The sequence below is a fragment of the Cerasibacillus sp. JNUCC 74 genome, from assembly GCF_053667775.1.
In genome coordinates this window covers 1,117,726-1,132,815 of sequence record NZ_CM132207.1, presented here as the reverse complement: position 1 = coordinate 1,132,815, position 15,090 = coordinate 1,117,726, and the positions used below count along the sequence as shown (strand labels likewise).

The following is a 15,090-nucleotide window of genomic DNA, read 5'->3' as shown; positions in this document are numbered from 1 at the left end:
AACACTTATTATTAAGCAAATCAAAATTTGTTATCATTCAGCTTCCCTCTCAGGAAAAAACATACTCGTTAAGCCCTTGGTCAGTTACTGCCTAGTTGCGCTTATATGAAGGACATGAAATGGATTGATGTTTGAAGTGGAAGAAATACAGAGCTTGCTTTCGAGATACGAAAAGAGCGGATGTTGACTTATCGTAGGAAGGAGATCGAAGTTTGCTAGCAGCACAATCGCTTTAGCTAGACGACGAAGTTACTTTCAAAAAAGACATCCATCAGGAAGATATGGATATAATAGCCTTTACAATGGAAAAAGGATAAAATCGTATTGTTTTCACGACTTCATCCCTTTTGATCTAACTTTATACTGTTTTTTTATAGTGATAAGCAAGTGCTTTACTAGGAAGCTGCTTGCCGAGCTTATCTTGAATACACAAAGCAGCTTGCTGCATCTTATCTTCTTGCACCCCTGTTTTAATCCCCAAACCGTGCAATAAATACAGCACATCATTAGTAGCTACATTTCCTGCTGCACCTTTTGCATATGGACAACCGCCTAAACCGCCAACTGCGCTATCAAAACGGGTTATTCCATAATTTAAGCTCGTTAATATATTTGCAATTGCCATTCCCCTTGTATCATGAAAGTGCATAATAATTTTATCCGAATCATAACGGATTAAAACAGGTTCTAATAGTGCTTCTACTTGAGAGGGAACTGCAGAGCCGATCGTATCCCCCAACGAAATAAAATCAACCCCAGCTGCAAATAGCTCATCACAAACGCGAATAACTTGTTCCGGGTTGATCCTTCCCTCATAAGGACAATCAAAAACAGTCGATACATATCCAGTAACAAATTTATCAACCGACTTAGCTTCACTGATCACTTCTCTTAAAATAGGATACGTTTCCTCAACTGATTTATTAATGTTTTTCCAATTATGTGTCTCACTCACCGACATAAATACAGATGCCCCATCTATTCCAGCTTCTAAAGCACGCTCTAGCCCTTTCAGATTTGGTACAAGTGCAGAATAACGAACATTAGGATTTCGTTTAATTTTTTTACCAACTTCTTGAGCATCTTTAAGTGCAGGAATCCATTTCGGGTGAACAAACGAAGAATATTCAATTTCACCGACCCCGGAATCTGATAGCATATCAATCCATTTTACCTTATCCTCTGTATCAATAAAAATACTTTCATTTTGCAACCCATCTCTCGGGCCTACCTCTTTTAAATGAATAAAGCTTGGATAATGCATATCGTTTCCTCCTTTTCAATTCATATGAACAGATGCTAATTAATAGAAAATACAACGGAACAAATTCTCCGCTGCTTTCTTTTAGGAATGCGCTTTCAATATAAATATGATAACTACTCCGATTTTGTTTACTCATTTAAGCAAAGGTAAGATTCATCGAACTTCTTATCCTGCTTTTGTTTTAAACGTCCTATTTTACTAATTAAATAAGATACTTACCACATTCCATTTAGTTTCACCCAATTCAACATTGTTGAATTAAGTATATTATAAAAATTCGGATATAGTCAACCATAAGACGATCGTTAGAATCTGTCGTTTCCGAATTCATCTTTGTAGTAACCTGAATGAACGCCCTTTTAGATATTACAAGATTGTATAGTTAAACGGGGAGCCATTAAGATGGGGAGTTTTTTGTAGACGATGTTTTTTGTTACAATGCAATATCTTTAAAGCAGTTACAGATGGTTATGATGTTATCCATTCCAATTTACCGATGCATGTGCCATAAATACTTCCTTTAAAGTCATAAATGTTTTGATTTAACATGAGAAAGACAAGGAATTCCGATAATTCTAAATCTCAGGAAACATGTTTATAACGTAAAGTGAATCTTCAATAGTGGTTTTCTTTTATCCCCCAGATTGTTATGCAAGGGTATGACCTAAATGCTCTCAACGGTATCGGACATTAAATTGCAGTTGAATTCTCCACTTATCCTCCTAGGGTTCTCCTCGTAGCATGGAAAGGCAGATCTTACCGCCAATTACATACGGAATAAATATCCACGAAAAATCAGGAAGTCCACCTCGTTATGTCGGAATAATTTTCTTTAAATTAGTAGAATTCAGGATCTAAATTACTTATTTATTCCACATTTTTCACATACTATTCCCATGTTAATTAGTTAAGATAATAGTGTAGTTCCTAGTACAGGTAGAAATTGTATTTTAGACTACCACAGAAAGATAGGTGAAAGAAGTGGAATTACTTAACCTTCAGGGGTTATCACATATCGTTGGTATTCCACCATCCACCGCGGCTGCTTGGATTAAAGAATTCAATATGTATGTACCAAAAGTGCAAGATGAGGAAGACAATTATTATCTTCCCGAGGCTATTGATGTTTTAAAATTTATTAAGGTTTGTAAAAGCAAGCATTACAAGCAGCACGATATTGCAGAGCGGTTGGCTAATGGACATTTTCCAATCATAGTAGAATGCAGTACGAAAGACACTCACAAAGAAGAAGTAGATCAGGAATATTATAACGAAAACATTCGTACAATTATGCAAACCTTAGGATTAACAGTAGCTAATATCGCTAAATTAGAACAATCATTTCAAATACTAAAACAAAAACAATCTGAACAAATTCAAGAAATAAATAAAATGAAAAAACAAATGGAATGGCTACAAAGAAACCAAAAAAATGATGAAATTAACTGAGTGCACAGATTTCTTAAGGAGGAATAAATATGTTTAAACCTGATTCAAAAAAAGCTAAACCAGGAGATATAATAGAATTTAAGAAAGAAAATGTGTTACTTCAAGGAGAGGTTTTGCCATCTCATTGTAAAAGAAGTACTATTGTAGACATCTCAAAATCTCGTAACTCATCTAAATTAAACCATAGTTTTCCTACTACTGTCGTAGCCCATAAAAATTATCGTATTGTTGAAAAATATTCATAACTATAAATACGTTCAAAAAGTGGATAAAAAGGGACAAAGTTGCTAAGATCGCAATGTTCTTGAAAGATTTTTTCCTTACCTTGAAAATTTCGATGTTGCTATTGGGTTGTTCCTGGTTCTTAAAAAATTGCGATGTGTCGCTCGAAGCTTTTCTTGTCCTCGAAAAAGAAAACCGCTTTTTCTTCGTGCGATGTGTCACTTCCGAAGCTTTTCTTGTCCTGCTGTGCTCGAAACACAAGCACAGCTGGGTATCCAAATTCTTGGCGACTTAGCCAGCTATAGAATAGTTGGGCTTATGGAACAGCCTATAAGCAATTCACAACACATAATCCATATCTCCAAAATAAATAGTGCAAATATCTGATGTAATGAGCTATTCCTTATTGTTGAAGAATGCCAACATCATGTATAATTGTATAGACAGTTATACATGATGTTTTTTTATTTCCCGATTTTTTCCATCTCACAACACTCATAAATTAAACAAGATATGGAACTGAGCGATGGAAAGACCCCCTTAATTAGTTCAGTTTAAGCTCAACGGGAATGAAAAAATGTTCACAGTTTCACATATCTATTACAGTAATTTACTTTGGCATCTTATTTGCATCAGTGAAAGTAGACTAACTATAAACGTCAAGGAGGATTGTCTTATGGAGTTGAATCACCTCACGCTTACTTACAAAAAAAATGTAGCTATATTAACAATGGATTCCCCACCAGCGAATGCATTATCTTCAGTAATGATTACAGAAATGAGAGAAGTACTCAAACAGTTACAAGATAACTCAGAAGTACATGCGATTATCCTAACCGGTGCAGGAAGATTTTTTGCTGCAGGAGCGAATATTAAGGAATTTGTTCCTGCTATGGGTGATTATAATAAAGGAATTGAGATGTCTAAAGCAGGACAAAATTTATGCAATGAATTAGAAGCAATGACAAAATCGGTCATCGCCGCCATTAACGGACCGGCATTAGGTGGCGGATTGGAAGTTGCAATGGGGTGTCATTATCGAATCGCTTCCGACAATGCTACACTCGGTCTTCCAGAAGTTAAACTCGGACTTGTCCCTTCGTTTGGCGGCACACAGCGCTTATCCCGTATCACTAGTATTGCTACAGCATTAGAATTAATTCTGACAGGTAAACATATTGACAGTCAAAAGGCATTTGAACTTGGCATTGTTCAGCTAACCGTTTCCGCTGATGAGCTCATGTCTACAGCTATTACCATTGCCAGCTCATTTATTGAAGGAAATAGTATGCAAAGTATTACCCGTGCCGTGGAGAGTGTTGTTCAAGGATACTATCAATCTATTTCTGATGGATTAAAAAGAGAAAATGAAATATTTGGCGAGTTATTTTTAACATCTGATGCAAAAGAAGGCGTGCAGGCTTTCGTCGAAAAACGTAAGCCCCAGTTTCGCCATAAATAGTACATAGGAGGCATATTGATGACAAACGTATTATTTTCGGTTCACAACCAGGGTATTGCCACCATTACGTTAAACAGACCAAAAGCTATTAATTCATTGACCTATGACATGCTTTCCCCTATCCATAATAAACTAAAAGAATGGGAACAAGATCCTTCTGTCTCCGTTATTATTCTAAAAGGAGAAGGACCAAAGGGATTCTGTGCTGGAGGCGATATAAAAACATTATATCAAGCAAAAGAAAATCCAGAAGCATTTAACAAAGCGATGGAATTTTTTAAAAAAGAATATGATACTGACGCGTTTATAGCAAACTTCTCAAAGCCAATCATCGCCTATTTAGATGGTATTGTGATGGGTGGAGGTGTAGGTCTATCCTATGGTGCTAGTCATCGCATCGTCACTGAAAAGACAAAATGGGCAATGCCGGAAATGAATATCGGTTTTTTCCCCGATGTCGGAGCAGCTTATTTCCTAAATCAGGCTCCTGGTTTCACTGGACGTTATTTAGCACTTACATCGAGCATTATAACCGCTAGCGATGTTCTATACGCAAAGGCAGCAGATGTTTATATGAAGAGCAGTCAATTTGAACCTTTTCAGGCTGAACTCAAAAGCATGAATTGGACAGAAGAGTCAAACATTCATCAAAAACTTGACGAATTACTTAAGAAATATACAAGTGAACATGATGATAACGGGATTTTACAAGTTAATCAGGCACTAATCGATAAGCATTTTTCCCATGAAACGGTTGAGCAAATTATTGAATCTCTTGCTTCTGACCCTAGTAAATTTGCTCAAAAAACAAAAGAAACCATATTGGAGAAATCACCTGTTTCCTTAAAAGTGACATTAGCCCAGCTAATTAAAGGCAAAAATAAATCATTTAGAGCATGCTTGGATACCGACTTCATTATTGCCCGTAACTTTTTAAAGTCGGATGACTTTTATGAAGGTGTTCGATCAGTAGTCATTGATAAAGATAAACAACCAGTTTACAAGTATCAACAATTGGCTGATGTTCCAGATTCACTTATTAAATCCTTTTTTATACTATAGAAAAGTAAAAAATTTTAAGGGTTTTTCCCGCATGTAAGGTGCCGTAAGACTCCTGCTTCAAGATCTGAGTTCGTTCAAAGGGCTAAGTGGAAGAAAACGGCTCCTAAATGCCCGATTCGTTCAACTAACATTCCGTGTAAAAAGCATTCACGGAATGAAGTTTCACTTTATCCCGCATGTAAGGTGCCGTAAGACTCCTGCTTCAAGATCTGAGTTCGTTCAAAGGGCTAAGTGGAAGAAAACGGCCCCTAAATGCCCGATTCGTTCAACTAACATTCCGTGTAAAAAGCATTCACGGAATGTTAGTTGAACGAATCGTATAAGAAAAACGATAGCTTTCGCTAAAGACTTGGCTACAAGCCAAGTCTTTCTAAAATGAACGTTGTAAAAAAGGGTCTGGGACATAAGCAAATAGGAAATAGCAAAAACCGAACAATTCCTTATAATTGTTCGGTTTGTTTGTGTTAAAAAATTCCTATCCTCGCTACGTCAACATATTTCGCTTCCCATGGGCACGGCCTCAGCTTCCTCGGAAAGCAAAGATTCTTTCCTGCGGGATCTTCAGCTTGAGCTATTTCCGAGGAGTCTACATATGTTGATTATGCTAAAAACTAGCGTATACATAAGGACGATTTATTGTTCGTTTTTTAACCAACTGTTTTAGTAATGTCCCAGTCTCTTTTTATTTAGAACCAGCGTTCGGTTACTACCTTTTTTCTCGTATAAAATTGCACTCCATCTTTTCCATTCGTACCTAAATCACCGTAAAATGAAGCTTTATTCCCAGCAAATGCAAAAAATGCCATTGGCGCAGGAACATTAACGTTTACACCTATCATGCCTGCATCGATCTGTTCACGGAATGTTTGTGCATGACGACCACTTGACGTGTAAATAACCGCACCATTTGCAAACGTTGACCGATTTGTTAATGCTATTCCTGCTTCTAAATCTTTAATGCGTACAATACTCAACACAGGAGCAAAAATTTCATCCTGCCAAATCGTCATATTCGGGGTTACATGATCAAAGATCGTTGCACCTACGTAATATCCATCTCGCACTTCGTCTTCAATATGACGACCATCAACTAATAACTCCGCTCCCTCTTCTACTCCTTTATCAATGTAGCTGATTACTCTTTCTTTATGTGACTTACGAATAAGTGGACCAACAAATGCTGTCTCATCCATTCCATCACCAACTTTTAACTTTTTTGTTTCTTCTGTCAATAAACTAATAAAGTCATCAGCTATTTCATCTATAACTGCTACAACGGAACAAGCCATACAACGCTCACCACTGCTTCCAAAGGCAGCACCGATTACACCTTGTACCGTTTTTTCTATGTTGCAATCATTCATAACAATCGCATGGTTTTTGGCCCCTGCAAGTGCCTGAACACGCTTGCCATGAGTTGTACCCGTTTGATATACATGCTTTGCAACTGGTTCTGATCCAACAAATGAAATAGCTTCTATATCCGGATGTTCTAACATCCGATTAACTACTTCTTTTCCACCATGAACCAGATTAAGCACCCCATCCGGAAACCCAGATTGATAGAATAATTCAACTAATCGTTCTGCTAATACCGGCGTTCGTTCTGATGTTTTTAACACAAATGTATTCCCACAAGCAATCGCTAATGGGAACATCCACAATGGAACCATCATTGGAAAATTAAATGGGGTGATCCCAGCAACAACACCTAGCGGATAGCGCCAAATCGAACCATCAATTCCACTGGCGATGCTGGGCAAGGCATCTCCCATCATTAAGTTTGGCGTCGAAGTTGCTAGTTCTACTACTTCAATCCCACGTTGAACCTCTCCATCAGCATCTCGGAACGATTTGCCATTTTCAAGCGTAATAATTTTTGCTAATTCTTCTCGATGTTGGTTAAGTAACTGAAGATACGTAAACAACAAACGCGTTCGATTAGGAACCGGAACAGCTGCCCAATCTGGAAATGCAGATTTTGCCGCAGCTACTGCTTGATCAACATCTTCTTTTTCGGATAACACTACCTGTGCAATGACTTCCCCAGTCGCTGGATTTGGAACATCTAATGTTTTCGTTCCAGTTGATTCTACCCACTTATTACCAATAAAGTTTTTTATCCTTTTTACTTCTTGAGATATCATTTAGAAGCCTCCTTCAATTCTGATTGTTTTTGTACGCGTTCATAAAGTACCGCCATATCTTTATCGCCAAAACCCTCCTTTTCCACTTCTTTATATAGGGAAAGTAATTTCTGGCTAATTGGTAAGTCGAGCTGGTTTTTTTCAGCAACATCCATCGCAAATTCTAAATCTTTCCGCAGGAGCTTTAAGGAAAAGCCTGGTTTATAATTATTGTTGGCGATAAATGTTTTGTAATTACGTTCGTAAATACGGCTTTGACCATAGCTGACACTGAGCATGGAAAAAAGGTCATCTAAATCTATGTTTTTCTTATTCGCAATATGAAGCGCCTCACTAACCCCTGCAGTATAAAATCCAATTAATAAGTTATTAATTATTTTCACGGTTGTTCCACTATCAATTTGTTCATTTACGTGAAAGATATTTTCTCCAATGATCTTGAAGATGGGTAATGCTTGCTCGTAAACCTCTCTTTTTCCTCCAACCATAACGGTCAGCGTTTGCTTTTCTGCGCCAATCACACCACCGCTTACTGGCGCAGCTAAAAAAGGTATCGCCTGTTTATGACAAGCCTCTTCCAGTTTTTGATTCAGCTTAGGAGAAACAGTACTCGTATCAATAAAAATTTTAGTATGATCGCCATTTACAATGAGCCCATCCTCTCCTAAATATACGTCTTCTACAGCTTTCTCAGATGGTAAACTAGTCATAATCACATCACTCGCTGCAATCACATTTGCAATCGATGTTGAAATCTCTCCTCCTTGCTTTTTAAAAGCAATAAGTGTCGACTCACTTATGTCATAACCAATAACACCAACCCCTTCTCTTAAAAGACCGGTTGCCATTGGAAATCCCATATTTCCTAAACCAATAAAACCTATTTTCGCCATTTTATCCCCCCATATCATTGAAAATAACCACTTTTCGCAATGATTTCAGTTGCTATTTCCTGCTTTTTTTCAAACAAATTAGAATACATCACTGGTAAAGAGCGAATCCCTTGAATCATCTCTTGCTTAGAACTATTCTCTAACCCATAAATCGATGAAAGCAAAACAATCGCTTGATTTTCTATTCGCATATAGCCTTCTTCACATAAAACATCAAATAACTTAACGGTTAATGGCTGCTTATCTGCATTTACGGCAATCTCTCCAGCTTTTATGACATAAAGCTCTTCAAGGATATTGGCAAGCCCATGTAAATAAAATTGATTTAGTTTTGTTAAATCAAATCGTTTCGTAAGCGCATTCATAATGGAGTTTAATAGCTGATGTGAATAGCGAATAAATACGTTATTGATCTTTTCTGATTGTCCCATAAGCTCAGGTGCGTTTACATATTGTTTTAAAAATGATTTTGTAATTGTCAAACGGTTAATTTCATTTGTTCCCTCAAAAATTCGGTTAATTCTAGAATCACGGTATATGCGTTCAACCTCATATTCTTGCATATAACCGTAGCCACCATGAATTTGAACAGCCTCATCAATGCAATAGTCCAATGTCTCTGACGCCTTTACTTTATTAATAGAACAATCCATCGCATATTTAGCCAGTACTTGAACAATCTGTGATGGCGATTCTACGTTAATGCCATCTAGGATGCTGGCAGTATAATAAGCAGTACTTTCTGCTCCATAAATTGCTACAGCCATATTTGCCAGTTTCTCTTGAATCATACCAAATTGAACAATTTCCTGATTAAATTGTTTGCGCTCCTTTCCATATTGAACAGCAATGGCCAGAGATTGCTTAGATGTTCCGATATTAGCAAAAGCAAGCTTTAGACGTGCCAAATTAAGTATATTTAGTGCGATTCGATGACCTTTCCCAATTTCCCCTAATATGTCTTCCTCCGTAAGTTCAACATCTTCTAAAATAAGCGTTGCTGTTGACGAACCTTTAATTCCTAGTTTCTTTTCTTCTGGTCCTATTGAAACACCAGGTTGATCCCTTTCTACAATAAAAGTAGTTATCCCTTCTGTTGTATTAGCAAAAACAACATATACACTTGCGATATGTGCATTTGTTATCCATTGTTTCTCACCGTTTAATACCCATTTGCCATTTGTTTTTTTGGCAGTTGTTTTTGCATGAAGTGCATCAGAACCTGCATTTGGTTCCGTTAGCGCATAGGCACCTACCCATTCACCAGTAGTCAACTTCGGTAGATAACGCTTTTTTTGCTGTTCTGTTCCAAAATAAACAAAAGGTAATGTCCCTACTCCCGTATGAATATTAAAAGAAACACTAAATGAACTTCCGTACCCCATTTTTTCTGCAATAAGTCCTGCAGTTCGTTTTCCCATTTCCAACCCACCATAAGCTTCCGGAACATCAGCACCTAAAAGTCCAAGATCACCAGTGGAACGGAATAATTCCTTCGCTACTTCATAATCATAGGCTTCTAGCTTATCCAAGTTGGGATTTACTTGCTCTTCTACAAATTTTTCAATCGTTTTTGCAATGAGCTGTTCTTCCTCACGAAATTCATTAGAATAATCCATTTGTAATAAGTGTTGCTTACTAGGAAAAATAAAGCTTTTATTACGCTTATCCAACCTTTTCATATCTATCCCCCCTTAATACAAATGACATTGCAAAAATCATACCAACTATTTAATATTGCACAAAGTAGATGTGAAAGACCATGCTAGTTCACTTCATTCATGAGGTCTCCTTTTATTCTCAAGGAAAATGGATAAAGGAAATTTATCCATATCTTTCTGTTTTTTCACTCCTGAAATTTGGAATTACTATCTATTAAACGCAAGAAAGAATTTGTTTAATTGTCCATACAGTTAAACAAGTATTAGCCAATTGAAGATTGACAATTTACAAAGTAGCAAGTGACTTAACTAATCAGTTTTCTGTTCTTTTCATTACGGCGCGATTATCCACTGATTGACATTCACTTTATGATTCTTTTTATCCCCTCTACTTGTTAGAATGAACAGAATCGGACATTTGACTTGCAGTTGAATCTTCCACTTACCCTTCCTATGGTTCACCTCGTAGCATGGAGGAAGTCTTCCTGCTAGTTACATGTGGAACAAAATCCCCCTATCGAATATAAGAAAAACCTTTTACCAACTTGCATTTCTAGCGAAGAAAAACAAAGGAATAAAGTTTAGATACGCATTATGAAATCTGCCGACAATAATGTAAATATACCTGTTTTTCATTTGTGTCGGTTATCCTAGTTTGCTTGAATCGATGCTTAAATCCTCTGGCTTTAAAGAACGGATTACCCACTGATTGTCCTCTTGTACGAAACCCATTGTTCATCTGCGCCGCCTGATGATTGCTATGTAGTAAGCGCCCACAGCAGTCTGCTTCCAATTCCTTTATATCGGCATTTTTCATCTACATAAAGTGAAACTTCATTCAGTAGGAGTTTTCTTCCATCTCCTACTGAATGTTAGTTGAACGAATCGGGCATTTAGGTGCCGTTTTCTCCCACTTAGACCTTTTGTATCAACTCAAGCTCTTGAAGTGGGAGTCTTACGGCACCTTACATGCGGGATAAAGAACGAATATTTCCGCGTTTTTATCTTCTATAAATCCACCGCCAATGACTCCGATAACCTGTGAATTATGTAATACTATATAGGAATACTTTCCTAATTATATGTCGGAAGAAACCTATTCTTTATTATATCAATAGACAATATTCTTATATTGATACTCTTCATTCAACTTTCCTTGTACTATTTGTTTCCAGCCTAAAGTACAAATCTTAGCTATAGCATTGCATGTTTCACATTCGGCTTTTTAATTGATGTATTCATTTTGCATCTTCCCTTTCCTCTAATGCACCGACTATTTAAAATATTTTTGCTTAACTTCTAAGCCTTTTTGTTTTTATACCGCGATAGTTTATTGTAAAGGGTGGATCGAGAGACACCTAACAATCTAGCAGCTTGTGACTTATTTCCGTTTACCTGCCTCAACGTTTGCTCAATAATTTCCTCTTCTTCCTTAGAGACTTCATCCATCAGCTGCTTCTTTCTTTTTATATGATTTAGTTTTACATCCGCAGTATCCTGATAAGCCGAAACTTGCACCAAATCTGGCAAGTCCCTCAGAGAGATATGATCACTATCTGTTAAAACAAACAAGCGTTCCAACACGTTCATAAGTTCGCGAATATTTCCCGACCAATGATGATTTCTCATAAGTTTTAACAGTTTTTGATCTATCGTTTTCTCTTTCATTCCATAAATCTTAGCTAATGATTCGAGCTTATGTGCAATCAGAATAGGTAGGTCTTCCTTTCGCTTGCGAAGTGGCGGGATATGAATAGGGATCACGTATAACCGATAATATAGATCTTCCCGAAAATCTCCATTACGTACCAGCTGCTTTAAATCTTTATTCGTCGCACTGATTAGTCGAAAATTAACGGATATGGACTTATTTCCACCAATTCTTACTATTTTCTTATCTTGTAAAACCCGCAATATTTTTGCCTGCATATTTAAAGGCATATCACCAATCTCATCTAGAAAAATAGTTCCATTATGTGCCAGTTCAAACTTTCCTGGCTTACCCTCCTTATCAGCTCCTGTAAACGATCCTTTCGTATATCCAAATAGTTCAGATTCCATCAACCCATCTGGAATAGCTGCACAATTTACACTGATAAATGGTCCTGCTTTTGTCATTCCTCCATAATGAATTGCTTTTGCAAATTGTTCCTTTCCTACACCACTTTCTCCAGTTATAAGGACAGTCGCATTAGAGTCAGCTGCCTTTCGGGCAATCTTTTTGGCCTGAGAGATTGTAGGACTTTCCCCTAAAATATCCTCAAAATGGATTTGGTTTTCTTCTATATCTGGTAAAGTAACCTTGCTGTCTAATATGTGTTTACCATCTAATTTTTCCATTCGCTTCATTGCTTGATATATTTCTGAAGTACCTTCATAGACAAGAATCCCTGCTGCACCAATTACTTTATTATCCTTCCAAATAGGAATACGATGGACAACCAAATTTTGACCTTGAAGACGATGTGCTTGGCTACGTTCAGGAACTCCTGTCTTTAACACGACTGGTAATCTGGTGTTTTCAATTACTTCTTCCGCTAATCGACCAACTGCCTCTTCTTTAGGTACACCAACATAGCGACTATACGCTTGATTAAAAAGTTGGATAACACCTTTTTCATTTACTACCGTTAATCCCTCATATGCCGTATCAAATGTCAGCTCATACCATTGAATAGCCTCGCTTTTATCATTTAATTCTTGCATGATCCACTTTTGAAAAGTTAGCATTTCTACTTCTGAAAGTTCACCTATCATTTTTCCACTTTGCCTGTCAACAATATACACGGGGAGATGAGTAATATCCTCCATTACATAATCAGCAAAAACGGTTGTATAATCACTTTTCATCATGGCGGTAATGGAATTATCCCCGGAAGTCTTATCAAGGTTGGCGATCACATCATAAATACGTAAAATTCCATGTACACGTCCTTCTTCTACAACGGGAAGTTCATTCTTTTTATACTGACAGAGAATAGTTAAAGCATCTTTTATCCGCATTGATGGTTGAATAGTAATTGGGCTTTTATTCATCCATGTAGCAACAGTATAATTTGTTTTCTCCACTCCATACCCCTCCATTATCACATTAAGTCAGCCATATAAGTGCGGCTCAAAAAACGAAGAAGCTCAAGTCAATATATATCATCACATAGATTAAGTTACACATTTAAATCAGCAATACGTTTGATAATTTTTTGGACTACAAATAAAGCATTGGTCGACTCCAACACATATTTGCATTTTATGTAACCCTTTTCATTTTTGGTTAATTACTCAATTATAATGCCTCGTAAGTGGATGCACTAATTAAAAACTACGTTACTATTTGCTATGCCTTTTCAATAATGGAAACAAAGAGTATTTTTCTGAATTATAGCATTATTATTATTTGTTCGCAAACAGCCTCGCAATTTGTACATCTTTTTAAAGTAATGGGAAGTTTAAAAACGAAAGGAGGGTAATCATGGAAATGGTAAAACAAAAACTAAAAATAAAAGTAAACAAGAAATCAATGATATGAAAAATCAAAAACGGATATGGTTTTCCTAGTTAGTAAGAGTCTTCAAGAACTTCATACAGGAGACTGCTTCGTTGTACCTAAATAGGTAAACATTCATTTTACATTTACTATTTATTACCGTTTTCAGAAGCGCCATTTATGAAGATGTTTACTTAGAACCTGGACATTATAGTTTTCACATGTTGACTTAACTGTTTCACTAAAATTTTTAGACACCTTAACAAACCAGCAAACTCCAAAATCATCAGCTGATGCTGGACTTTTTATTATTCACTTGACTTTTACCATAATCATACGGACAATACAGATAGAAAATATCCAAGAACGTTAAAGGGGAACTTCATTCAATGAGGGTTTAACTAATAAAAAGTAGAATGAAGACTCAAACGCTCGAGTGGATAAGCTAGACGAAACTACTTTCAAAAAGATATTCACCAAGTAGAATAGATATCGTTTTTTAGACAAGAACGATCTATTCTCTATACCCCTAAAAGTGGAAAACTTATGGAACCTTAGATGCGAGATAAAGACAGATATCTATTTTCAAAAATAAGTAAAAGGCAGGGAGAAAAAATGAATCAGAGACAGTTGGTACAAACGATCGATTTAGAAGGAAGTTTTAACTTTCGTGACGTAGGGGGATACGAAACGAAATCAGGGCGAAAAGTCAAAAATGGTATATTATTTCGTTCTGGGAACTTACAGAATTTAACTCAAAATGATATAACAACCTTAAAAAAAATTGGAATACGGACAATCTTTGATCTTCGCGGTTCGGATGAGGCTAAAAAACATCCAACTCCTAAAATACCAGAAGTAACAAACAGGCATTTGCCTTTAATTGAAATTGATAGAGATGCAATTCGTAGTCCAAAAGATTTAGCCGACTTCTCCTTTCAACAAGAAGAAGATCCTGGACAAGTTTTAATTCAACTTTATCGAAAGGTAACCAAAAATGTCCCCGTCTACAAAAGTATCTTAACAACATTACTAGAAAATCCGCAAGCCCCAATTCTTTTCCACTGTATGGCTGGAAAAGATCGAACTGGCGTTACTGCCGCATTAACTCTTCATATGTTAGATGTACCGGAAAAACTTATTTTTCAAGACTATTTATTCACCAATCAATTCATAGATGCATTGAAAACCAACCTGCAAGTTGAAAAAATTCAGGCAGACAAGGCTTTAATCCAAGCTATGTTAGAAGCTCGTCGTGAATATTTACAAGCATTTTTTGATGAAATCAAATCACAATTTGGTTCTGTAGATGAGTATGTTAAAGAGGCAATCGGTTTTACTAAAAACGATGTAGAGATGTTAAAAGCACACCTGCTTGTATAAGTTAGCAGGATAAACGAGAGTTAGAAGTGCTAGGTTCGTGACGTAAAACCGGAGATTTTCTGA

General features: G+C 36.6%; 10 protein-coding genes. 5 read left to right on the top strand and 5 right to left on the bottom strand.

Features of this window, described 5'->3' with window-relative positions:
• Nucleotides 1–358: 358 nt before the first annotated feature.
• On the bottom strand, nt 359–1,264 hold the full coding sequence (locus JNUCC74_RS05080; protein WP_454067171.1) for a hydroxymethylglutaryl-CoA lyase: 906 nt from the start codon (nt 1,262–1,264) through the stop codon (nt 359–361).
• Nucleotides 1,265–2,245: 981 nt separating this feature from the next.
• On the opposite strand from JNUCC74_RS05080, the gene JNUCC74_RS05075 reads away from it, so the two are divergent.
• The 4 genes from JNUCC74_RS05075 to JNUCC74_RS05060 all read left to right on the top strand — a co-directional run bounded on the left by JNUCC74_RS05075 (nt 2,246) and on the right by JNUCC74_RS05060 (nt 5,459).
• On the top strand, nt 2,246–2,713 hold the full coding sequence (locus JNUCC74_RS05075; RefSeq protein WP_454067170.1) for a MerR family transcriptional regulator: 468 nt from the start codon (nt 2,246–2,248) through the stop codon (nt 2,711–2,713).
• 29 nt (nt 2,714–2,742) lie between these two features.
• A complete protein-coding gene (locus JNUCC74_RS05070; RefSeq protein WP_077319808.1) occupies nt 2,743–2,958 on the top strand; it encodes a YkvS family protein in 216 nt (71 codons plus the stop codon).
• Nucleotides 2,959–3,611: 653 nt separating this feature from the next.
• Entirely contained in the window at nt 3,612–4,397 is a 786-nt protein-coding gene (locus JNUCC74_RS05065) for an enoyl-CoA hydratase-related protein (protein ID WP_454067169.1), read from the top strand.
• A 15-nt stretch (nt 4,398–4,412) separates the two neighbouring features.
• Entirely contained in the window at nt 4,413–5,459 is a 1,047-nt protein-coding gene (locus tag JNUCC74_RS05060; protein ID WP_454067168.1) for an enoyl-CoA hydratase/isomerase family protein, read from the top strand.
• Between the two features lie 686 nt (nt 5,460–6,145).
• Here the strand turns inward: JNUCC74_RS05060 and JNUCC74_RS05055 are convergent.
• The 4 genes from JNUCC74_RS05055 to JNUCC74_RS05040 all read right to left on the bottom strand — a co-directional run bounded on the left by JNUCC74_RS05055 (nt 6,146) and on the right by JNUCC74_RS05040 (nt 13,229).
• Complete coding sequence (locus tag JNUCC74_RS05055; protein WP_454067167.1) at nt 6,146–7,606, bottom strand: CoA-acylating methylmalonate-semialdehyde dehydrogenase; 1,461 nt, start codon at nt 7,604–7,606, stop codon at nt 6,146–6,148.
• Nucleotides 7,603–8,499 carry an NAD(P)-dependent oxidoreductase gene (locus JNUCC74_RS05050; RefSeq protein ID WP_454067166.1) on the bottom strand — a complete coding sequence of 299 codons (897 nt, stop codon included), beginning with the start codon at nt 8,497–8,499 and terminating at the stop codon, nt 7,603–7,605. The genes JNUCC74_RS05055 and JNUCC74_RS05050 overlap by 4 nt, the downstream gene beginning before the upstream one ends.
• Nucleotides 8,500–8,513: 14 nt before the next feature.
• Nucleotides 8,514–10,181, bottom strand: a complete 1,668-nt coding sequence (locus tag JNUCC74_RS05045) for an acyl-CoA dehydrogenase family protein (RefSeq protein WP_454067165.1) — start codon at nt 10,179–10,181, stop codon at nt 8,514–8,516.
• 1,278 nt (nt 10,182–11,459) lie between these two features.
• Complete coding sequence (locus tag JNUCC74_RS05040; RefSeq protein ID WP_454067164.1) at nt 11,460–13,229, bottom strand: sigma 54-interacting transcriptional regulator; 1,770 nt, start codon at nt 13,227–13,229, stop codon at nt 11,460–11,462.
• Nucleotides 13,230–14,259: 1,030 nt separating this feature from the next.
• Between JNUCC74_RS05040 and JNUCC74_RS05035 the strand changes: the two genes are divergently transcribed.
• Entirely contained in the window at nt 14,260–15,027 is a 768-nt protein-coding gene (locus tag JNUCC74_RS05035) for a tyrosine-protein phosphatase (RefSeq protein ID WP_454067163.1), read from the top strand.
• Nucleotides 15,028–15,090: the final 63 nt, after the last annotated feature.